The organism is Nonomuraea terrae, from assembly GCF_044465245.1.
Classification (GTDB): domain Bacteria; phylum Actinomycetota; class Actinomycetes; order Streptosporangiales; family Streptosporangiaceae; genus Nonomuraea; species Nonomuraea terrae.
On sequence record NZ_JBITLL010000008.1, the window covers coordinates 1 to 19,169 of the forward strand.

The 19,169-nt window shown below is 69.2% G+C and carries 23 protein-coding genes and 1 tRNA gene; 6 read left to right on the top strand and 18 right to left on the bottom strand.

Translation table 11 applies throughout. The features are described 5' to 3' along the window. Positions 1–527 precede the first annotated feature (527 nt). The 3 genes from ACIBP6_RS38185 to ACIBP6_RS38195 form a co-directional block, all read right to left on the bottom strand. Complete coding sequence (locus ACIBP6_RS38185; RefSeq protein ID WP_397058965.1) at positions 528–1,019, bottom strand: hypothetical protein; 492 nt, start codon at positions 1,017–1,019, stop codon at positions 528–530. A gap of 2 nt (positions 1,020–1,021) precedes the next feature. Continuing rightward, a complete protein-coding gene (locus ACIBP6_RS38190; RefSeq protein WP_397058967.1) occupies positions 1,022–1,522 on the bottom strand; it encodes a hypothetical protein in 501 nt (166 codons plus the stop codon). Between the two features lie 215 nt (positions 1,523–1,737). Continuing rightward, the gene (locus tag ACIBP6_RS38195; RefSeq protein ID WP_397058969.1) at positions 1,738–2,301 is read right to left on the bottom strand and encodes a TetR/AcrR family transcriptional regulator; all 564 of its coding nucleotides are present in this window, start codon (positions 2,299–2,301) and stop codon (positions 1,738–1,740) included. Positions 2,302–2,386: 85 nt separating this feature from the next. On the opposite strand from ACIBP6_RS38195, the gene ACIBP6_RS38200 reads away from it, so the two are divergent. Continuing rightward, positions 2,387–2,779 carry a nuclear transport factor 2 family protein gene (locus ACIBP6_RS38200; RefSeq protein ID WP_397058971.1) on the top strand — a complete coding sequence of 131 codons (393 nt, stop codon included), beginning with the start codon at positions 2,387–2,389 and terminating at the stop codon, positions 2,777–2,779. Between the two features lie 94 nt (positions 2,780–2,873). Here the strand turns inward: ACIBP6_RS38200 and rplL are convergent, their stop codons facing one another. From rplL to ACIBP6_RS38220, 4 genes are all read right to left on the bottom strand, one after another. Next, positions 2,874–3,266 (bottom strand): 50S ribosomal protein L7/L12, encoded by a 393-nt coding sequence (gene rplL / locus ACIBP6_RS38205; RefSeq protein ID WP_132623504.1) that lies wholly within the window; start codon positions 3,264–3,266, stop codon positions 2,874–2,876. Between the two features lie 70 nt (positions 3,267–3,336). Continuing rightward, complete coding sequence (gene rplJ / locus ACIBP6_RS38210) at positions 3,337–3,861, bottom strand: 50S ribosomal protein L10 (protein WP_132623506.1); 525 nt, start codon at positions 3,859–3,861, stop codon at positions 3,337–3,339. Between the two features lie 251 nt (positions 3,862–4,112). Further along, on the bottom strand, positions 4,113–4,934 hold the full coding sequence (locus ACIBP6_RS38215) for an LppX_LprAFG lipoprotein (protein ID WP_397058973.1): 822 nt from the start codon (positions 4,932–4,934) through the stop codon (positions 4,113–4,115). Positions 4,935–5,371: 437 nt separating this feature from the next. Further along, positions 5,372–6,166: a hypothetical protein gene (locus tag ACIBP6_RS38220; RefSeq protein WP_397058975.1), complete on the bottom strand. Its 795-nt coding sequence runs from the start codon at positions 6,164–6,166 to the stop codon at positions 5,372–5,374. Positions 6,167–6,479: 313 nt separating this feature from the next. Here ACIBP6_RS38220 and ACIBP6_RS38225 point away from each other — a divergent pair, with 313 nt between their 5' ends. Together ACIBP6_RS38225 and ACIBP6_RS38230 are read left to right on the top strand one after the other, a co-directional pair. Further along, positions 6,480–7,022, top strand: a complete 543-nt coding sequence (locus ACIBP6_RS38225) for an RNA polymerase sigma factor (protein WP_397058977.1) — start codon at positions 6,480–6,482, stop codon at positions 7,020–7,022. A gap of 62 nt (positions 7,023–7,084) precedes the next feature. Beyond that, positions 7,085–7,627, top strand: coding sequence for a hypothetical protein (locus ACIBP6_RS38230; RefSeq protein WP_397058979.1), 543 nt, complete (start codon positions 7,085–7,087; stop codon positions 7,625–7,627). A gap of 1,205 nt (positions 7,628–8,832) precedes the next feature. On the opposite strand, the gene rplA is transcribed toward ACIBP6_RS38230, so the two are convergent. The 5 genes from rplA to ACIBP6_RS38255 all read right to left on the bottom strand — a co-directional run bounded on the left by rplA (position 8,833) and on the right by ACIBP6_RS38255 (position 11,391). Beyond that, positions 8,833–9,552 carry a 50S ribosomal protein L1 gene (gene rplA, locus ACIBP6_RS38235; RefSeq protein ID WP_397058981.1) on the bottom strand — a complete coding sequence of 240 codons (720 nt, stop codon included), beginning with the start codon at positions 9,550–9,552 and terminating at the stop codon, positions 8,833–8,835. A 61-nt stretch (positions 9,553–9,613) separates the two neighbouring features. Beyond that, positions 9,614–10,045, bottom strand: a complete 432-nt coding sequence (rplK, locus tag ACIBP6_RS38240; protein WP_138719455.1) for a 50S ribosomal protein L11 — start codon at positions 10,043–10,045, stop codon at positions 9,614–9,616. Positions 10,046–10,162: 117 nt separating this feature from the next. Continuing rightward, on the bottom strand, positions 10,163–10,927 hold the full coding sequence (gene nusG / locus ACIBP6_RS38245) for a transcription termination/antitermination protein NusG (RefSeq protein WP_132613626.1): 765 nt from the start codon (positions 10,925–10,927) through the stop codon (positions 10,163–10,165). A 74-nt stretch (positions 10,928–11,001) separates the two neighbouring features. Beyond that, positions 11,002–11,241 (bottom strand): preprotein translocase subunit SecE, encoded by a 240-nt coding sequence (gene secE, locus ACIBP6_RS38250; protein WP_165969768.1) that lies wholly within the window; start codon positions 11,239–11,241, stop codon positions 11,002–11,004. Positions 11,242–11,318: 77 nt separating this feature from the next. Then, positions 11,319–11,391 (bottom strand) — tRNA-Trp (locus tag ACIBP6_RS38255). 168 nt (positions 11,392–11,559) lie between these two features. Between ACIBP6_RS38255 and ACIBP6_RS38260 the strand changes: the two genes are divergently transcribed. Continuing rightward, positions 11,560–12,768 (top strand): pyridoxal phosphate-dependent aminotransferase, encoded by a 1,209-nt coding sequence (locus tag ACIBP6_RS38260; RefSeq protein ID WP_132613622.1) that lies wholly within the window; start codon positions 11,560–11,562, stop codon positions 12,766–12,768. A gap of 2 nt (positions 12,769–12,770) precedes the next feature. Here the strand turns inward: ACIBP6_RS38260 and ACIBP6_RS38265 are convergent, their stop codons facing one another. Together ACIBP6_RS38265 and ACIBP6_RS38270 are read right to left on the bottom strand one after the other, a co-directional pair. Next, complete coding sequence (locus ACIBP6_RS38265) at positions 12,771–13,244, bottom strand: hypothetical protein (protein WP_397058984.1); 474 nt, start codon at positions 13,242–13,244, stop codon at positions 12,771–12,773. Positions 13,245–13,309: 65 nt separating this feature from the next. After that, positions 13,310–13,915: a hypothetical protein gene (locus ACIBP6_RS38270; RefSeq protein WP_397058986.1), complete on the bottom strand. Its 606-nt coding sequence runs from the start codon at positions 13,913–13,915 to the stop codon at positions 13,310–13,312. Positions 13,916–14,022: 107 nt separating this feature from the next. Here ACIBP6_RS38270 and ACIBP6_RS38275 point away from each other — a divergent pair, with 107 nt between their 5' ends. Continuing rightward, positions 14,023–15,042 carry an adenosine deaminase gene (locus tag ACIBP6_RS38275; RefSeq protein ID WP_132613616.1) on the top strand — a complete coding sequence of 340 codons (1,020 nt, stop codon included), beginning with the start codon at positions 14,023–14,025 and terminating at the stop codon, positions 15,040–15,042. Here the strand turns inward: ACIBP6_RS38275 and ACIBP6_RS38280 are convergent. Both ACIBP6_RS38280 and ACIBP6_RS38285 read right to left on the bottom strand, forming a co-directional pair. After that, positions 15,031–15,921: a hypothetical protein gene (locus tag ACIBP6_RS38280; RefSeq protein ID WP_397058988.1), complete on the bottom strand. Its 891-nt coding sequence runs from the start codon at positions 15,919–15,921 to the stop codon at positions 15,031–15,033. The genes ACIBP6_RS38275 and ACIBP6_RS38280 overlap by 12 nt on opposite strands. Further along, positions 15,908–16,447, bottom strand: a complete 540-nt coding sequence (locus tag ACIBP6_RS38285; RefSeq protein ID WP_397058990.1) for an RNA polymerase sigma factor — start codon at positions 16,445–16,447, stop codon at positions 15,908–15,910. The genes ACIBP6_RS38280 and ACIBP6_RS38285 overlap by 14 nt, the downstream gene beginning before the upstream one ends. Positions 16,448–16,572: 125 nt before the next feature. Between ACIBP6_RS38285 and ACIBP6_RS38290 the strand changes: the two genes are divergently transcribed. Beyond that, on the top strand, positions 16,573–17,313 hold the full coding sequence (locus ACIBP6_RS38290) for a class I SAM-dependent methyltransferase (protein ID WP_397058992.1): 741 nt from the start codon (positions 16,573–16,575) through the stop codon (positions 17,311–17,313). A gap of 26 nt (positions 17,314–17,339) precedes the next feature. Here the strand turns inward: ACIBP6_RS38290 and ACIBP6_RS38295 are convergent, their stop codons facing one another. Together ACIBP6_RS38295 and ACIBP6_RS38300 are read right to left on the bottom strand one after the other, a co-directional pair. Continuing rightward, on the bottom strand, positions 17,340–18,227 hold the full coding sequence (locus ACIBP6_RS38295) for a carbohydrate ABC transporter permease (protein WP_246074923.1): 888 nt from the start codon (positions 18,225–18,227) through the stop codon (positions 17,340–17,342). Next, on the bottom strand, positions 18,227–19,111 hold the full coding sequence (locus ACIBP6_RS38300) for a carbohydrate ABC transporter permease (protein WP_397058994.1): 885 nt from the start codon (positions 19,109–19,111) through the stop codon (positions 18,227–18,229). The genes ACIBP6_RS38295 and ACIBP6_RS38300 overlap by 1 nt, the downstream gene beginning before the upstream one ends. Positions 19,112–19,169: the final 58 nt, after the last annotated feature.

A 19,169-nucleotide genomic window follows, 5' to 3' on the forward strand; every position in this document is an offset into this window, starting at 1 on the left:
TTCGAGAGGCTCCTGGATGCGCGAAAAGGAGACGCGACGGGGACCAGCGGGTACGGCGGAGGCGTTGCGCGAGGCTGCCAACAGATGTCCTTCCGAGGGCTCGCGGCGGACTGACTACACGCACGCCAGACAACCTCGCAACGTGAGCAAGCATCGCGGGTCGTCAAAGGGCAGCGCAAAGGGGCAGTGTAGCCGAACGGCACACGCCTGTCCACTTCACCTTCGCTGCATGCTCCACGTTGGTCGCAGCATCGCCCGTTCAGGCGGAAACGTCAAGCCCGTAAGCCCGACTTTTAGCCGACTCAGGGCCCGGACGCTGGGTTTTCTTCCCTGCGTGACTGATCGCCTACCGCCAGGCCCAAGACGATACCCGCGAACGGGGGCGGTTAACGCTCCGTCACACCGGGGGTCGAACCCATGCCGACTACCGATGTAGCTGTGACTGGGGTACCCCCGTCATGGCCTCCGCCAAACCAGATTTTTGGTAACAATTGAAGGAAGCGGCGCGCCCGCGGGGTCTCGGGGCATCAGGCGGTCCCCAGCAAGGTCGACATGCCGGCCACCAGCCACCGGGAATCTTGCCGCACCATGACGAACCTGGCCCGATTCTGGGTGAACTCCTGCTGAGGGCTTGCCTCGCCGGGGATCTCCCTGACCGTACCAGTGTTCACGAAGAGCAGAACCTCGACGCGATCCGGCTCCGCCCGCTCGACCCCCGCGGCCGCCACGGAGGCCGTCTGCACGATCTTCTGCTCCTTGGCCCTCGACACCAGATTCGCGGTCAGCTCCTTGAAATACCCGCTCAGCTCCCCCGTCGTGTACGTGTCCGCCCGCGCCAGATCCCGCTCCACCGTCCGGTAGCTGTACGAGAGCAGGGCGGGCGCCACCTTCTTCGCGACGGCCACGGCCTCCCCCGCGGCCACCTCCGCCGCGCGCAGGTCGCGCAGGTTGAACCACATGGTCGGCACCAGCACGGCTCCGGCCGCCACGAGGACGCCCAGCAGGACGATCGTGATCATTCTCACGGCACCTGCACCACCTTCGACACCAGCCAGCGGCCGCCGGCCTTGGCCAGGTCCATCTGCCAGCGGTAGTAGCGCTCCTGGGGCGGGCTCTTGGAGCCGTCCCAGCGGATCTCCACGTCGCCCACCACCAGCACCCTGGCCACCGCGTCGGTCATGGACACCAGACCGGTGGCGCGCAGCACACCGTGCTGGACGACCTTGTTCCCGACGGTCGTGGACTTGAGCTTGTCACCGTTGGCGACGTACTCGGCCCTGGCCGGGCCGGTGGAGGTGTCGAGGATCCGCCGCATGTCGCCGTCGACCGTGCGGTAGTCGAGTGACATCAGGTTCTTCGCGTGCGCGCCCGCCGCCACGAGCGCCGCCCGCCAGTCGCCCGCTCTGCCCTGCTCCTCGCGTGCCTGGGCGGCGATCCACACGCCCGTGCCGACCAACACCGCCAGCACCCCGCTGAGCGCCGCGATGAGGATGCGAGCAGGTCGTACGGAAAGTCCCGCCACGTCCGCTCACCCCTTCCCGCCCGGTCGCCGGATCATAACGCGACACTCACTCCCGGAGCTCCGCAAACAACAGAGCCGGTCTGCCACAGGGGCACGACGGGTACACCTGACAAATGCGGGGCAATCGGTCAGGCCCCCGAATGCCTCCAGACGGCTCTGAGAGGCTCGCTGAGCGACTATGGGGCCCAACGGGAGCTCCAGACCTGCTGCGACCGTCAGGGGGTCTCGGGGCCGGCCAGGGCACGCAGACCGGGACGCAGCAGCCGGGCGAGCTCCTCCGGCGGCACCCCGCGCAGCTCGTCCAGCTCCAGCAGCTGGTGCCCCACCGTCACGCCCAGCATCACCAGGGTCATGAGCGACGCCCGCAACCGCGCGTCGTCGCCGGACAGCGCGCCGGCGACCCGGTCGATCTGCTCCCCGAGCAGCCGCCGCGCCGACGCCGCCGCCTCGGGGTGGGTGAGCATCGAGCGCAGCATGGCCAGCGAGCTCTGCGGCAGCTCCCCCATCTTCACGCCGAGGGTGCCCAGGACGTGCTCGACCACCTCGTCGGCGCCCGGTTCTCCCCCGTCGGCCGGCGTCACGCGTACGGCCTGCTGGAAGAGCTCCTGCTTGCTGCCGAAGTACTGCATCACGAGGGCCGGATCGACGCCGGCCGCCCCGGCGACGGCCCTGATGGTGGCGCGTTCGTAGCCCACTTCGGCGAAGAGCGACCTGGCCGCGTCGAGGATCCGCCCCTCGGTGCGGCGCCGCTTCTCGGCCCGCGGAAGCACTTCGCCCACGCGAAGACTCTACATGCGTTGACCCACGCCACCCTTTCGCTCTACGCTCGTTGAGTCAACGCCTGTTGAGCGAACGGGACGGCCCATGGACATCGAAGACATCGTCAGCGGCTACCACGCCGCCATGCTGCACAGGTCGGCCGACGACCTGGCCGACCTCTACGCCGAGGACGGGCTGCACGAGTTCCCCTTCGGGGGGCTGCCGCCGTACGTGGGCAGGGAGCGGATCCGCGCCGGCTACCACGCGATGTGGGACTCCGCCGGCATGGAGGCCCAGGAGGTGCGCCTCCTGGCGCTGCACCGGACGCACGACCCGGAGGTGGTGGTCGTGGAACAGGACACGCACGTCACGGCCGGCGGGCAGCCGATCACCGTCCCCGGCCTGCTCGTCCTGCGGATCAGGAACGATCAGATCGTCCACACCAGGGACTACATGGACACCAGCGCCATCGCCCGCGTACGCGCCGCCGCGGGCTGAACCGGTCCTGAAAACGCGAAAAGAGGCGGCACACCCGGCACCAGGGTGTGTCCGCCTCTTTCCGTAGAGCGTCTTGCGTGAAGCGAAGGGGAAGTTACTTCACGGTGACGGTGGCGCCGGCGCCCTCGAGGGCAGCCTTGGCCTTCTCCGCCTGCTCCTTGTTGACCTTGCCGTCGAAGACCGGCTTCGGAGCGCCGTCGACCAGGTCCTTGGCCTCCTTGAGGCCCAGGGACGTCAGGGCGCGGATCTCCTTGATGACCTGGATCTTCTTGTCGCCGGCGGCCTCGAGGATGACGTCGAACTCGTCCTGCTCCTCGACAGCGGCGGCCTCGCCGCCACCAGCGGCGGCGGGGGCGGCGGCAACCGCGACGGGGGCGGCGGCCTTGACGTCGAAGATCTCTTCGAACTGCTTCACGAACTCGGACAGCTCGAGGAGGGTCATCTCCTTGAACGCGTCGAGCAGCTCGTCGTTGCTGAGCTTCGCCATGATGATTCCTTACGTATAGGACTTGCTGAAAACTTGGAACGGGACCGCGGTTTCTGCGGCAACCCCCGTGTTACTCGCCCGCCTCGTCGCGCTTGGCACGCAGGGCTTCGGCCAGCTGGGCCATCTGCGTGGGCAGCGCGGCGAACATCGCGGCAGCGGCGCTCTGCTTCGCCTTCATGGCACCGGCGAGCTTCGCGAGGAGAACCTCGCGGGACTCAAGGTCGGCGAGCTTGGTGATCTCGGTGGCGTCGAGCGTCTTGCCCTCGAGGACACCGCCCTTGATCACCAGAAGGGGATTGGCCTTGGCGAAGTCACGCAGACCCTTGGCAGCCTCGACGACGTCGCCCTTGACGAAGGCGACGGCGGTGGGGCCGACCAGCAGGTCGTCCAGACCCCTCACGCCGGCCTCAGTGGCGGCGAGCTTGGTCAGGGTGTTCTTCGCCACGGCGAACTTCGCATTCTCACCGAGAGAGGTGCGCAGCTCCTTGAGCTGCGCGACGGTGAGACCGCGGTACTCGGTCAGAACGGCGGCGCTGCTGCCCTCGAACTCGTTCTTGAGCTCGGCAACGGCTGTCGCCTTATCCGCCCTCGCCATGGGCCTCCTTCCAGATGTGCCACCGGCGAAGGCTCCAGAAATGAGAACAGCCCCGGGCGCAGGGCGCACGGGGCTCACGCACACAGATCACTCCGTGTGGGAAACTCGCATCACACCTGCGCGGGCCGTCCACATCACGTGGATCCTTCGGTCGTCAGGATGTGAGCACCTGACGACGACCGGCGGTCTTCGGCAACGACCAGAGTACGTGCTGGCCGCCGAGTTTCCAAATCGTTCTCAGTCGGTCGTGCTCAGTTGGTCGTCGGCTGCGGCAGCTCGCCGACCTGGTCGGCGGGCGGGGCCTCGATGCTGACGGTCTCGTTGAAGCCCTTGAACAGCAGGGTGGCGTCGAGCGTGGCGCCTTCCTTGGAGCCGTTCAGCGCGAGCTTGCGGGGCAGGCCGTCGGAGGCCACCCAGATGTCGAACTTCACGTTCTGCAGCTCGGCCAGGCCCTGACGCGCCTGCTCCTGCCGGTCGGCGGGCAGCTGCTGGACGGCCACGTCCACCGGGAACGTGCCGCTGTAGTGGGTGGTGTCCTCGCCGTTGACGCTCTCGGTGCCGACCGCCTTCACGTCCTGCGAGGCGGTGACGAGCTTGGTCATGTTGCCGAGGTCGAACTGCTGGATCTGGTCGAGGTAGCGCCGCGCCTCACCGGAGTCGCCCGTCTCGGCGAGCGGGACCTTGATCCACGGCTTGGTGGCCCCGAGCATCTCGTTGAGCGCCTGGACCTTGACGTAGACGGTGTCGCCCTGCAGCACGGCCCGGACGCCGCCCGGCACGCCCCGGCCACCCATGTCGACGGTGTCGAGGGTGAGGTCGGCGGCGAGCTGCGGCTTGCTCTGGTAGACCATCCGCCCCTGCACCTTGCCGGCGCCCTCCTGCGGATGCTGGACGTCGACCACGGCGTCGACCGTGTAACTGGTGACCTCCGCGGTCTTCTGCGCGGCCTGCGTCAGCACCTCTGAGGCGGCCAGGTTCACCTGGATGGGCTGCGCGTTCGATCCACAACCGGCGACCGCGGCCATGACGAGTGCGGCCCCGGCCGCGGTCATTACTATCGTGCGCTTCAGCATGGTTTGACCCTACGTTCAAGTTCCACCGCCGTGGCGCTTTCCCCTGACATATAAGGGAAAACTCAGGGTCCCCACCTACCCACCCCCACCCCCGCCACTCCCCCGGAACTGACCGCCGCCACCATCCCCACCACAACGGCCACGACGGGTGGAGACACGCCGTCCAAGCACGGCAACGCCCACCCACCGAACGGCCCGAAGGCGCAGCGCGCGCTCAGAGGCGCCTACTCGCTCCATACGCCGATGGCGAAAGCACGGCCGGCCACGGCGGCACGCCGATACGAGCCCGCCGCCACCCCGGCAACAGCGCCCATCTGAGCACCCGAAAGGTGAGAAGGGGCCACTGCGAGCCGCAGAGGGTCGGACATGACGATGCTCCCGGCCCGGATGATCGCTGCTCGGCCGGGGACGATGCCGACCACGTCGGTGCGGCGGCGTCACGCGGGCACGTCGCAAGCGGGGGACGCGGCGAGGGCGTCTCGGGGGCCGGACTGCGCGAAAGCGTTCGCGCGCTGCCGGGCGGGTTCGTCCCGAAAGACCGGCGGAAGCACGAAGATCCCGGCCACGTGAGGGTTGCCGGGATCTTGATGTGCAGAGCTTGGATCCCTTGACGAGCAGGCGCCGCGGATGTGGCCGGCCTGATGAGCGGTCGGCCGCCATGGTGCGGTACGGGGTCGGCGGGGGCGGCGCCGCTGAATGGGGTCGGCGTCGGCGGGGCTACGGGCGGAAGTCTCTTCGCCGAGGCGGCCGCAGCGGCCGAGGCCGGCCAGGTGCTGGTGGCGGCTCTTGGCCTGGAGTTCGGGCGCGGCGCGTCCGGCTTGCGCGAGGTGCTGGAGCGCCGACTGACGCGGCTGATGCAGGGGCCACCTTTGGCGGTGCGGGACGAGCTCGGCCGAGGCGGTCTTGAACAGCTCTTCGGCGCGCGGGTACGACAGGCGGCCCCGCCCGGTGATGGGACAGACGCCACCCAACGCGGGCGCGCGACGGCCGGAGGCGCGAGCGCGGCGGCCAGAGGCGGGACCGCACCGGTCGGAGGCGCAAGCGCGCCAGTCGAAGGCGCAAGCGCGCCAGTCGAAGGCGCAAGCGCGCCAGTCGAAGGCGGGACCGCGCCGGTCGGCCACGAACGCCGGCCCGCGGGCGCGGCCGGTCAGCAGCCGGACCGCCGGGGTGGCCCAGTGCGCGTATTCGATGGCGCCACCCTTGGAGACGACACGGGCGCGGCGAAACTCCAAGTCGAGGTCCTCGACGTTGAGGGTCGAGGATCTCCTCGGCGCGGGCGGCCGTGTCGTACAGGAACCTCCGCACGAAGCGTTCTCGCAGGGCGTGCTTGAGGTCGTTTCCAGGCGGGCGGCTGGGATGGCGCATTCGCCGCGACAGGCGGGCTTGCGCCGCTCCAGCCGCCGGGCGGGGTTGGTCGCCAGGAGGTCCGTGCCGGGCTTCCCGCAACGGGAAGGGGACTGACGGGAACTCAGCCACGTCCCCGCGACAGTAGTCCCTGTGGACAGGAAGACGCGTGCCCGCCTACGGGGCGGCGATCAACAGGCCTTGGGCGAGCTTTTCGACGAGTACGCCACAAGCGTCTACAACCACGCCTACTGGGTGGTCGGCGACTGGTCGGCAGCTGAGGACGTGGTGTCGCTGACGTTCATGGAGGTGTGGCGGTTACGGGAACGGCTCGACCCGGACGGCGGCTCGCTGCGCCCATGGCTGCTGGGAGTGGCCACCAATGTGGGCCGCAACCTGAAACGAGCCAGATGGATGCACCGGGAGGCCCTCGCCAAGATGCCCCGCGCCGCTCCCGTACCGGATTTCGCCGATGAGGTGATCGGGCGAATCGCCGACGCGCAGCGACTGGAGGAGGTGCGTACGGCGATCGGGCGGTTGCGTAAGCAGGAGCGGGACGTGCTGCTGCTGTGCGCCGGAGCCGGGCTCGACTACGCCGAGGCGGCCGAGGCGCTCGGCATCCCGATCGGCACCGTGCGGTCCCGGCTGTCCCGGGCCCGCAAAAAGTTGGAACTCTCCCTGACCCCCGTGACAGGAGATGGTGACCGCGGCACCGCGGTCCGGTCCGCCAAGGAGCACCCATGAACATTTTCCCCGAAAAGCGGGACTTTCCTGAGGGCCGTCATCAACTACTCAAGGAGTTCGTGATGACCGCGATCCAGAACGAGTCCACCCCCGCCACGCGACGCCGCAGACTGCTGCGCCCCGCGGTACTGGCTCCCGCCCTGGGCCTGGCCGCCGCAGCCGCGGTGGCTCTCCCGCTGATGTTCGGCGGCACCCCCGCCTACGCTGTGGCCGAGAACCCCGACGGCACCGTGTCCATCACCATCAACGAGGCCAAGGATCCCAAGGGACTAGAGGCCGAACTGCAGCGGATGGGCTACAACATCGTCGTCGACTACCTGCCGGCGGGCAAGAAGTGCGCCACCCGGCCGCGCGGCTCGACCTGGCTGTCGAAGGAACAGGCCCCCCTCGCCGTGTTCCCGCCCACCTCCGAGGACTTCTCCGGCTTCCAGATCGACCCGGCACAGATCAAGCCAGGCCAGACCGGCGTGCTGGAGTTCGGCGTGAACGACAATGCCGAGCCGGGTGGTGTCATCGCGGCGATCTGGGCGCGGGTCTCCGACGGCCCCGTGGCGGCATGCGAACTCGTCGACGGCAACGCACCGCTCGGCGAAGGCGAGGAATGAGCACAGGACCCAGTACCACGCCGGTCACGGTAAGGCCACAGCGCACGCTCCCTTCCGTGGCCTTCCGCGCGGCGCATCCGGCGTCAAGGCGACGTTGACGCCACCGCCGCAGCACGATGACCACCCGTAGAATCCCCACGGGCCATGCATGCGGAGCGCCCATCGTGTGGGGGCACGCTGGGCGCCGCGGACGGCCTGGGTCAGTCCGAATGAGATGATCAGGTCGCCGGGCTTGCCGCTCTTGCCCCCGGGCACCCAGATCGGCCAGGCCCAGCCTCGGCCGACTCGCCGGAGCTGCGGAACCGGTCGAACCACGCCCCCCACCACTCGGAACGTCTCCCGCGGCAGCACATCGACGTCGGCCGTGCCCCCTCCGTGCTTCCGGCCTGAGCGGGCGGTGGCCGCCGACGAGTCGGTGTCGTGGGTGGTGGTTGATGAGGACCTGGGACTCCATGTCGAGGCGTGCGCGTATCTGGCGGGGCTGCGCGCGGCGGGTCGAGCGTTCCACACGGAGCGCGGGCCGGATCGCTGTGTACTTGTCGTACCCCGGGGCCACGGGTGGTGGTCGACCCCGAGGCCGTGCACCTGACATGGCTGACATTCCGGAAGCCCCCGGATATCTGTCTGGCAAGTAGGCGCCAACTGACTACGAGGAGCCGCCCCAGATAACAGTGAGAACCCTCCTGTACGGCACCACGCCCGGTGAAACCACAAGAGGTCGGCACTCATCGAGGAGGGCGCGGACCCACGACTGTGCCCCCGCCACCGAAAGGACGGTGCTCCCAAGGAGTTTCGGCGCCGCCCAGACCGGCTCTCCGGCTCCAGGGGACGGCGCAGAGCTCACTCACGAGCAGCCCGAGCACCCTGTCCGGGCAAGGGCGCTGCTGCGCTCCCCGAGGATCCCGGCGAAGGGATGCTCCAGACGCGGAGGATGGCGCATGAGCAGTCCGAGCCCAGAAGGCGGCGCAAAGCCGCGACGAGGAGTCCGAGACGAGGGCGGGGCGGCGGTCGCAGGGAAGCGGATGCGGCCCTGAAGCGAGTGCGGTGTCTGCCGGGCCCGCCTGGTGGCCGACGAGGGCCCGGCGGGACAGGCAAGACGACGTTCGCCGGGCGGCCGGGGCGGAGGGGTCGGGAAGGGAAGTCGGGAATGGAAAAGGCCCCCGCCCGGGAAACCGGGCGGGGGCCTTTTCGGGCTGGTGGGAGGGTCAGCTCTCCAGCTCGGACGTCAGTCCGCGGGTGACGTTGGGGTCGACCGGGACGCCCGGGCCCATCGTCGTGGAGAAGGTGACCTTCTTCAGGTAGCGGCCCTTGGCGGCCGACGGCTTGAGACGCAGCACCTCGTCGAGCGCGGCGGCGTAGTTCTCCACGAGCTGGCGCTCGCCGAACGACGTCTTGCCGATGATGAAGTGCAGGTTGGCCTGCCGGTCGGTACGGAACTCGATCTTGCCGCCCTTGATCTCCGTCACGGCCTTGGCGACGTCGGGCGTCACGGTGCCGGTCTTGGGGTTGGGCATGAGACCACGCGGGCCGAGGACACGACCGAGGCGGCCGACCTTGCCCATCAGGTCGGGCGTGGCCACCACGGCGTCGAACTCGTTGAGCCGGTTGCCCTTGGCGATCTCGTCGATCAGCTCGTCGGCGCCGACGATGTCGGCGCCCGCCTCGCGGGCCGCCTCGGCACGGTCACCGGTCGCGAAGACCAGGACCCGGGCGGTCTTACCGGTGCCGTGCGGAAGGTTGACCGTGCCGCGCACGATCTGGTCGGCCTTGCGAGGGTCGACGCCCAGGCGGAGCGCGACCTCCACGGTGGCGTCGAACTTGGTGCTCGACGTCTCCTTGGCCAGTTTCGCGGCCTCTACGGGCGTGTAGAGCTTGTCGCGGTCGACTTTGACGGCCGCGTCCTTGTAGCCCTTGCTGCGCTGCATTCTTGACTCCTAGTGGTGTGCGGGCCGGCTGGCGGCCCTCCCACGACTTCTGGGAAAGGTCCTACTCGGCGACCGTGATGCCCATCGACCGGGCGGTGCCGGCGATGATCTTCTCGGCTGCCTCGATGTCGTTGGCGTTGAGGTCGGGCATCTTCGTCTCGGCGATGCTGCGCAGCTGCTCGCGGCTGAGCTTGCCCACCTTGTCGCGGTGCGGGACCGCGCTGCCCTTGTCGAGACCCAGGGCCTTCTTGATCAGCTCGGGCGCCGGCGGCGTCTTCGTGATGAAGGTGAAGCTGCGGTCTTCGAAGATGGTGATCTCAACGGGGATGATGTTGCCCCGCTGCGACTCCGTCGCGGCGTTGTACTGCTTGACGAAGTCCATGATGTTGACGCCGTGGGGACCGAGGGCGGTACCCACCGGCGGCGCCGGGGTGGCCTGGCCAGCGGGGAGCTGGACCTTCACCAGTGCGGCGATTTTCTTCTTCGGAGGCATGAGTCCTTCTCCGGGTCCTGATAGCGATGCATCCGGCCCGCGGGCGCGGCCCGGACATGTCGGCGGCCGCCCTTCGCGAGAGGCGGCCGACCGAACGTCTAAGTGTATGTGATCGTCTTAGATCTTCGAGACCTGGTTGAACGAGAGCTCGACGGGAGTCTCGCGGCCGAAGATGGAGACGAGCACCTTGAGCTTCTGCGACTCGGGGCTGATCTCGCTGACCGAGGCCGGCAGCGTGGCGAACGGGCCGTCCATGACCGTGACGGACTCGCCGATCTCGAACTCGACCGTCGGGCCGGTGGCCGTCTTGGCCGCCGCCTTCTTGGTCTCCTCGCTCGGCTCGGGCGCCAGGAGCTTGGCGACCTCGTCGAGGCTGAGCGGGCTCGGCTTGTTGGACAGACCCACGAAGCCGGTCACACCGGGCGTGTTGCGCACGGCGGCCCAGGACTCGTCGGTCAGCTCCATGCGCACCAGCACATAGCCGGGCAGCACGCGCTCCTTGACCGGCACCTTCTTGCCGCTCTTGAACTCCTGGACGGTGTGCGTCGGCACCTCGACCTGGTAGATGTAGTCCTCCATGTTGAGCGACACGTTGCGGCTCTCGATGTTGGACTTCACGCGGTTCTCGTAGCCGGCGTAGGAGTGGATGACGTACCACTCGCCGGGCTGGCCGCGCAGCGAAGTCTTGAACTCCTCGACGGGGTCGACGTCGGGAAGAACGGCACCGTCCTCGACGGCGGGCGCCTCGGCATCGGGCGCCTCGTCGCTCTCCGCGACCCCGGCCTCCTCGAGAGCCGCCTCGGCGGCTTCCTCAGTGGCCTCTTCCAGCTCGTCGCCCCACTCGTCGCGGGGGTCCTCCGCCGGAACTGAAGAATCGGACACGGTGACTCTTCCTCTTTCGTCGTATCGTCGAATCGAATGGCGACTCCGTCAGGCGTGCACCGGCGGCGTCTCGGTCAGCCGAAGATCCGGAGGACCGCCCATCCCAGGGCGGCGTCGAGCCCGTACACGATCGCGACCATGATCAGGACGAATATCAGAACGACCGTGGTGTAGGTGATCAGATCCTTGCGTGTCGGCCAGATGACCTTGCGAAGCTCGTTGACGACCTGCCGATAGAAGAGGGCAGGAGAAGTGCGCGTCTTCTTTTCGCCACTGGGCTTGTCCGCGGTCTCGCCGCGCGTGTCGATCGCCACAGTCCTCACCTGATCTGTCGTATCCAACGCAGTTTTGCGGCGCGCTTACACGCCAATTATTGCGCGGACCGCACTCGCAGGGCACGAGGGACTCGAACCCCCAACCGCCGGTTTTGGAGACCGGTGCGCTACCAATTGCGCCAGTGCCCTATGTCGTTGACCAGACTACCCTGATCGACTCACTGCCCGGACCGAACCGCTCAGCGACTTGAGGCGGAAGGACCAGGCGAAAGCATACGGGTGATTCCCCGTTACGTCGAACTCGAATCCGATCGCCCAGGTCACGCGCGTACGAGCCCCTCGTGGGAGCATGGACACATGTCCACCCGACCTCGCATCTCCGCCAGAATCTCCGCGATTTCCGAGTCCGCCACGCTCGCCGTGGACGCCAAGGCCAAGGCGATGAAGGCCGCCGGGCGCCCGGTGATCGGCTTCGGCGCGGGCGAGCCCGACTTCCCGACGCCCGGCTACATCGTCGAGGCAGCGGTCGAGGCGGCCCGCAACCCGCGCTTCCACAAGTACACACCCGCCGGCGGGCTGCCCGAGCTCAAGCAGGCCATCGCCGCCAAGACGCGGCGCGACTCCGGCTACGCGGCCGAGGCCGCGCAGGTCCTCGTCACCAACGGTGGCAAGCAGGCCGTGTACGAAGCGTTCGCGACGCTGCTCGACCCGGGCGACGAGGTCATGGTCGTGGCGCCCTACTGGACGACCTACCCCGAGGCGATCAAGCTGGCCGGGGGCGTGCAGGTCGACGTCGTGACCGACGAGACCACCGGCTACCTCGCGACCGTCGAGCAGCTGGAGGCCGCGCGCACCGAGCGGACGAAGGTGCTGCTGTTCGTCTCGCCGTCCAACCCGACCGGCGCGGTCTACTCGCGCGAGCAGACCGTCGCGATCGGCCGCTGGGCCGCCGAGCACGGCCTGTGGGTCGTCACCGACGAGATCTACGAGCACCTCGTGTACGGCGGCGCCGAGTTCACCAGCATCGCCACGGCCGTGCCCGAGCTGGGCGACCGGGTCGTGATCCTCAACGGCGTGGCGAAGACGTACGCGATGACGGGCTGGCGCGTGGGCTGGCTGATCGGCCCGTCCGACGTGGTCAAGGCGGCGACCAACCTCCAGTCCCACGCCACCTCCAACGTCTCCAACGTCGCCCAGATGGCGGCGCTGGCGGCGGTTTCCGGTGACCTGTCGGCGGTGGCGGAGATGCGTACGGCGTTCGACCGGCGCCGGCAGACGATCGTTCGGATGCTGAACGAGATCCCGGGCGTGTTGTGCCCGGAACCGAAGGGGGCGTTCTACGTATATCCCTCGGTCAAGGAGTTGATCGGCAAGGAGCTGCGCGGCCGGCGGCCCCAGTCGTCCGGGGAGCTGGCGGAGCTGATCCTGGAGGAGGCCGAGGTCGCGGTGGTGCCGGGCGAGGCCTTCGGCACCCCGGGCTACTTCCGCCTGTCGTACGCGCTGGGCGACGACGACCTGGCCGAGGGCGTCAGCCGGCTGGGCAAGCTGCTCGCCGAGGCGCGCTGAGCTCAGCCCGAGGTGATGTCGTTCGCGATCGGCCTCACCTCGGTGGCGAGGCCGGGCGTCGCGCCGATGTAGACGGCGGTGCCCGGCCGTTCCAGCCACATGAAGTTGCGCACGCCCGTGCGCGTGACCCAGCGCAGCGCGGGCTTGCCCTCGTAGACCGTCAGCCGCGACCTGGCGACCAGCGTGGCGAACTCCTCGGCCCTGCGCACGCCGCACACGACGCCGACGTAGACACGCTCGTCGTTGTCCTTCCAGATCCTGCCCTCGACCTCGAGCGGCCGTCTGAGTGAGTCGAGGCGGGCGAACGAGCCCGCCTCCTCCAGACCGGAGATGGCGGGCAGCCGCACCTCGGAGCCGTCGCACGACAGGGTGACGCCCTCACGGGTGACGTCGGGGGTGTGCGCCGCCCAGGTGACCTCAGGGCCCGGCGTCGCGTGGCCGCCGCCGCACGCCGTGAGCAGGGCCAACACGCACATGACGAGCATCACCGCCGGCCGCCGCATCGTCCCCCCGTACGCGAGTGGTTCCCGGGAAAGGCTCCCTAGTCTCCTACAGGAGCCCTGACGGAGGCGGCGATCCGGACGAGTTCGCCGCTGAGCGAGTCGCTGACCCTGATCCACGCGCCCGTGCCCGGACGTTCGAGCCAGGCGAGCACGCGCCCGCCGTCGGGGTGCCTGCCGACCACGGCCGGTTTGCCCCGCACGGTGGTGGCGCGGGGGTCGAGCACGGTGATCCGCTCGCGGAAGCCGTCCCAGTCGGCGGCCACCGTACCGTGTTCGACCTGGACTTCGACAAATCTGGTCGCGGAGCCGTACCGGGCGCGGGCGCCCTCCGCACCTGGGGTGGGCTCGATCGTGCCGCCGCCGCTGCGTTCGAGGCCGCGGGGCAGGTACGTCAGCCATAAGCGGTCGGAGACGACCGCGATCGGGCTCGGTTGCGCCGCTCCGGCGGCGGCCGGCCGGTCCGGTGACGGAGTGGTGGACGGCGCCGGGACCGCAGCCGGCGGGGGTGTCTCCATCGGGGCGCGCGGCGGGCGCCCGAAGCCGGAGGAGAACAGCGCGTAGATGATGAGTGCCGTCACCACGAACGCGAGCGCCGCGAGCGCCGCGCGACGTCCCTGCCCGATGTTCTGCCCCTCGGCGATCATTCCTGCTTGATCCCCAATCTTGGGCGCGTCCATACCATGCGTTCGCTTGGTTGCCGGTGACCTGCGAACCGGCCGACCCGGCGAGGGCCAGGTGGCAAGATATGCGGATGGCAAGGCCGTTGCACGCGCTTCCCAAGGCACACCTTCACCTGCACTTCACCGGCTCGATGCGGCACTCGACGCTGATCGAGCTGGCCAGGGAGCAGAGGCTGCACCTTCCCGACGCGCTGGAGGAGGACTGGCCACCCAAGTTGCGGGCCACCGACGAGCGCGGCTGGTTCAGGTTCCAGCGGCTGTACGACATCGCCAGGTCCGTGCTGACCCGCCCCGAGTACGTCTACCGGCTGCTGCGCGAGACCGCCGAGGACGAGGTGGCGGCCGGCTCGCGGTGGCTGGAGATCCAGGTCGACCCGTCGGGGTACGCCCAGCGGTTCGGCGGCCTGACGGCCACGCTGGAGCTCGTGCTGGACGCGGTGGATCAGGCCGCCCGGCATGCGGGGATCGGCATCGCGGTGGTCGTGGCGGCCAACCGCACCCGGCATCCGCTCGACGCGAACACCCTTGCCCGGCTGGCCACCCAGTACGCCGGCAAGGGCGTCGTGGGCTTCGGCCTGTCCAACGACGAGCGACGCGGGCAGGCCAGGGACTTCGAGCGGGCGTTCAGGATCGCCAAGCGCGGCGGGCTGCTGGCGCTGCCGCACGGCGGCGAGCTGATGGGGCCGCGCAGCGTGGCGCAGTGCGTCGACGACCTCGGCGCCGACCGCGTCGGGCATGGCGTGCGGGCGGCGGAGGACGAGCGGCTCATGCATCGGCTGGCCGACCGGCAGATCTGCTGCGAGGTGTGCCCGACGTCCAACGTGGGGCTGGGGGTGGCCGAGAGCGCCGAGCTGGTTCCGGTGCGGCGGCTGTTCGACGCCGGGGTGCCGATCGCGCTGGGGGCCGACGACCCGTTGTTGTTCGGGACGCGGCTTCTGCGGCAGTACGAGCTGGCTCGCGACGTTTACGGGTTCGACGACCGGGAGGTGGCCGAGCTGGCCCGCCAGTCCGTACGGTCGTCGGCGGCGCCCGAGTCGGTGCGCAAGGAGCTGCTCAAGGGCATCGACGACTGGCAGGCCTCACCTGAGTGACTCGGCGATCCTGACGGCCTGCGCCATCGTGCGTACGCCCTCCAGGCGGTAGTCGAGCGTGCCGTCCTGCCAGATGAGAGTGGGGGCGGCCTGGCGCAGGGGGATCTCTGTGCCGTCCGCGCGGCTGAGGTAGCCGAGCGGGTGCTCGCCGGGGATCCACCATGCGGTACGGCCGGAGACCTCGGTGTAGGCGGGCAGCGGGGTCAGTTTCTTGAAGAAGATCGGGTCGAGGCCGCCGTCGAACTGGTCGAGCCGGATGCCGTCCGGCCAGAACATCGACACGACCCTGCCGCCGTCGGCCTCCGTGACGCGTTCTGGCTCGCCCAGCGCGGAGGGGGTCCTGACCTGGAACGTTCTGGGGAGCTCGGACGGGGGCACGGTGCGTTCGCCGGGCAGCGGGGCGGTGGCGGTGACGGCCGGAGCCGGAGTTTCGCTGATCCGCAGTTCGACGCCCGCGAACCGCAGGATCCGCGCCACGGCTTCCCGGCCTTGGGGGGTGGCCGCCGTGACGGCGATGACGGCGGCGACCACCGCAGCCACGATCGTCCACCTCTTCCGCCGGCCACGCCGTGCCGAAGGCCGCCGCCCATCGACTCGCCGACCCGGAGCCCGGGAGCTCCCGCGAAGCGGGGCGTCCGCGCCGGCGGGATCCTCCGGGTGCTGCCGGGCGGGGGTGGCTGTGGAGGCGGCGGGATTGTCGTCGGTGTCCGTGGAGTCCGTGGAGTCTGTGGAGCCCGTCGAGTCGGTGGAGTCGGCGGGGGTCAGGCGGGCGCGGACGGCGGCGGCGACGTCGGCGGGGGGCGGGGCCGGTACGTCGATCAGGTCGCCGAGGGCAGTCAGCTCGGCCTCGAGATCGTTGTGCGGATCATGTGAGTTCATTGCCCACCTCCTCCCTCAGTCGGGCCAGTCCGCGATGGGTGCTGGACTTGACGCTGCCGACGGGCCGGTCGAGCACCTGGGCGGTCTCCGCCTCCGACAGTTGCAAGAAGTACCGGCAGACGACCGCCTGACGTTCCCGATCGGGCAGGGCGCGTACGGCGGCCAGCAGGCGGGTGCGGCGGTCGGTGCTCAGGGCCGCGCTCTCCGGGTCGTCGGGAGCGGCCGGGGCGGCGGTGGCGCCGAGCCGGAGCGTCAGGTCCGAGCGGCGGCCACGTGCACGGGTCAGATTGTGCGTCTCGTTGGCCACGATGCGCAGCAGCCAGGGCCGGAACGGCGCGTCCCTCCGGAACGTGGCCAGATGGCGGTACGCCTTGACGAACGCCTCCTGGACGACGTCCTCGGCCTCGTCGCCGGCGCCCAGCATGGCGGCGGTCCGGTGAGCGAGCGCGCTGTAGCGGGCGACCAGCGCCTCGTAGGCGGCCAAGTCGCCGTCGAGCGAACGGGCGATGGCCTCGTCGTCGTCCATGGCGAGTCAGATTCCACCGCAAAAGAGGCCGTACAGGGAAGGGTGTTTGACCGATCGTGTGAGCCTGGCCCCTGCCCGGGGCATTAGACTCGGGCAATCCGCCAGGCCTTCGAAGGAACGGGATTATGTCTTCTGGGTATGACCGTGTAGTGCAACCGGCGGCCGGTGACGAGGCCCTGGAGAACCACCTGGGTGGGGATGAGGCCAGGAACTACCGGCAGTACGAGTTCGACATGGTCGCCCCGCACGTCGGCCGTTCGTTGCTGGAGATCGGCTCGGGGCTCGGCCACTTCGCCGAGCAGTTCCTGCCGCGGCTCGACCGGCTCGTCGTCAGCGACTTCGACCCCTACTGCGTCGAGCAGCTGGAGAAGCGCTTCGCCGACCGTGACGACATCAGCGTGCTGCAGTTCGGCCTGCCGACCGACATCCCGCTGAAGGACAAGGTCGACACGGTCGTCATGATGAACGTCCTGGAGCACATCGAGGACGACGCCGAGGCGCTGCGCTCGCTGGCCAAGGTCACGCTGCCGGGCGGCCGCATCATCATCTGGGTGCCCGGCTACATGCAGCTCTACGGCGACTTCGACCGCAAGGTGGGCCACGTCCAGCGCTACACGCCGAAGACGCTGCGCGCCACGGTGGCCAGGGCCGGGCTCGACGTCGAGGTGCTCAAGCCGATCAACTTCCTGGGCGGCCTGGCCTGGTGGGTGGCGGTGCGCCGGGGCGGCGTGGGCTACCCCGACCCGCGGCTGGTCAAGATCTACGACCGTACGGTGGTGCCGCTGACGCGGCTCATCGAGCGCTTCTTCCGGGTGCCGTTCGGGCAGACGGTGTTCTGCGTGGCGCGCGTGCCCAAGCAGCGCTGAGCCGCCCGCCCCGGGAAGGGGCGGGCCTACTTGATGGAGCCGGCGGTCAGACCGCTGACGACCTTCCGCTCGATCAGCGCGAACAGGATGATCACCGGGATGGTGGCGATCACCGAGCCGGCGAACAGGTTCTGCCAGTCCACCTGGTACTGCCCGATGAACGAGTTGAGCGCGACCGGGAGCGGCTGGTTCTCGGTCGACGTGGTGAGCGTCAGGGCGACCACGAACTCGTTCCACGCCGCGATGAACGTGAAGATGAGCGCGGTGATGACGCCCGGCATGGCCAGCGGCAGGGTGATCCGGAACAACGCGCCGAAGCGGCCGTTGCCGTCGATGAAGGCGGCCTCCTCCAGCTCGCGCGGGATCGAGGAGAAGTACGCGTTCAGGATCCACACCGCGAACGCCAGGTTGAACCCGCCGTTGACGAGGATCAGCGACCAGATCGAGTCGACCAGCCCGAACTGGAAGAACTCGCGGTAGATGCCGACCACCATGGCGGTGGGCTGGAACATCTGGGTGATCAGCACGAGGATGAGGAACGCCGTGCGGCCGCGGAAGCGGTGCCGGGCCGAGTAGTACGCCGCCGGCAGCGCCACGAGCAGCACGAGCGCCGTCGAGCCCGCGGCCACCTTGATCGTCACCCACAGGTTGCCTGCCAGGCCGCTGGTCCAGAAGCCGGTGAAGTTCGACCACACCCACTCGTCGGGCCAGAACGACACGTCGCGCAGCGACCCCTGCGACCGCAGCGAGGTCAGCAGCATGACCAGGTACGGGAACAGGAAGAGGAACGCGATGACGTACGCGGAGGCCGCGATGACGACGGTCTTCAACTTCGGCATCCGGCGCGGCGCCCCCCGGTCGGGGCGGGCCTGGGGTCGCGGCCGGGCCTTCGCCGGCATCGTGTCGACGGCCATCACGCGACCTCCTTGTTCCACCGCGACACCCTGAGGAAGATCACGGTCAGCACGATGACCATGCCGAAGTTGATGACGGACATGGCGGCCGATTCGCCGATGTCGGAGCCTTTGAGGATGTACATGAAGATGGTGGACGTGGCCGTGGAGTAGCCCGGCTGCCCGTGGGTCATCGCCCAGATGATCGGGAAGCTGTTGAAGACGTTCATGATGTTGATCAGGGCGGCCACGGTGAGCGCGGGGCGCAGCAGCGGCAGCGTGATCGACCAGTACGTACGGAAGCGGCCCGCGCCGTCCATCCTGGCGGCCTCGTACACGTCGCCGGGGATCGTCGCGAGACCGGCCAGCAGCGCGTACGTGGTGAAGGGCACCGACACGAAGACGGCCACGAACACCAGCCACGGCATGGCGGTGGAGGCGTTGCCGAGCTGGTCGGCCGCGGCTCCGCCCATCGCGTCGATCAGCCCGAGCTTCAGCCGGATCTGGTTGATCACGCCGACCTCGGGGTCGAGCATCCACTTGAAGATGATCGCCGTCATCAGCACGGACGCGGCCCACGGCGCGATGAGCGCCCACCGGGCCACCTTGCGCAGCGGGAAGCGCTGGTTGAACAGCTGGGCGAGGGCCAGCGAGATCACCACGGTGAGCACGACGACCGCGACCACCCAGATGACGCTGCGGAGCATGATGTCCGCGAAGTCCTTCTGGGCGAAGAGCTCGTCGTAGTTGGCGAAGCCGGCCCACCCGCGTACCACGCCGAACCGGCTGATCTCCAGGAACGAGGACCTGACCATCTCGATCACGGGCCAGATCACGACCACGGCGATCAGCACGATGGCGGGCCCGACCCAGGCGAGGGGTTCGAGGGCGCGCAACCTTCTCACATCAGACACCTTTCGAGGGACGGTACGGCCGGCCCACGAATGGCGCCGGCCGTACCGG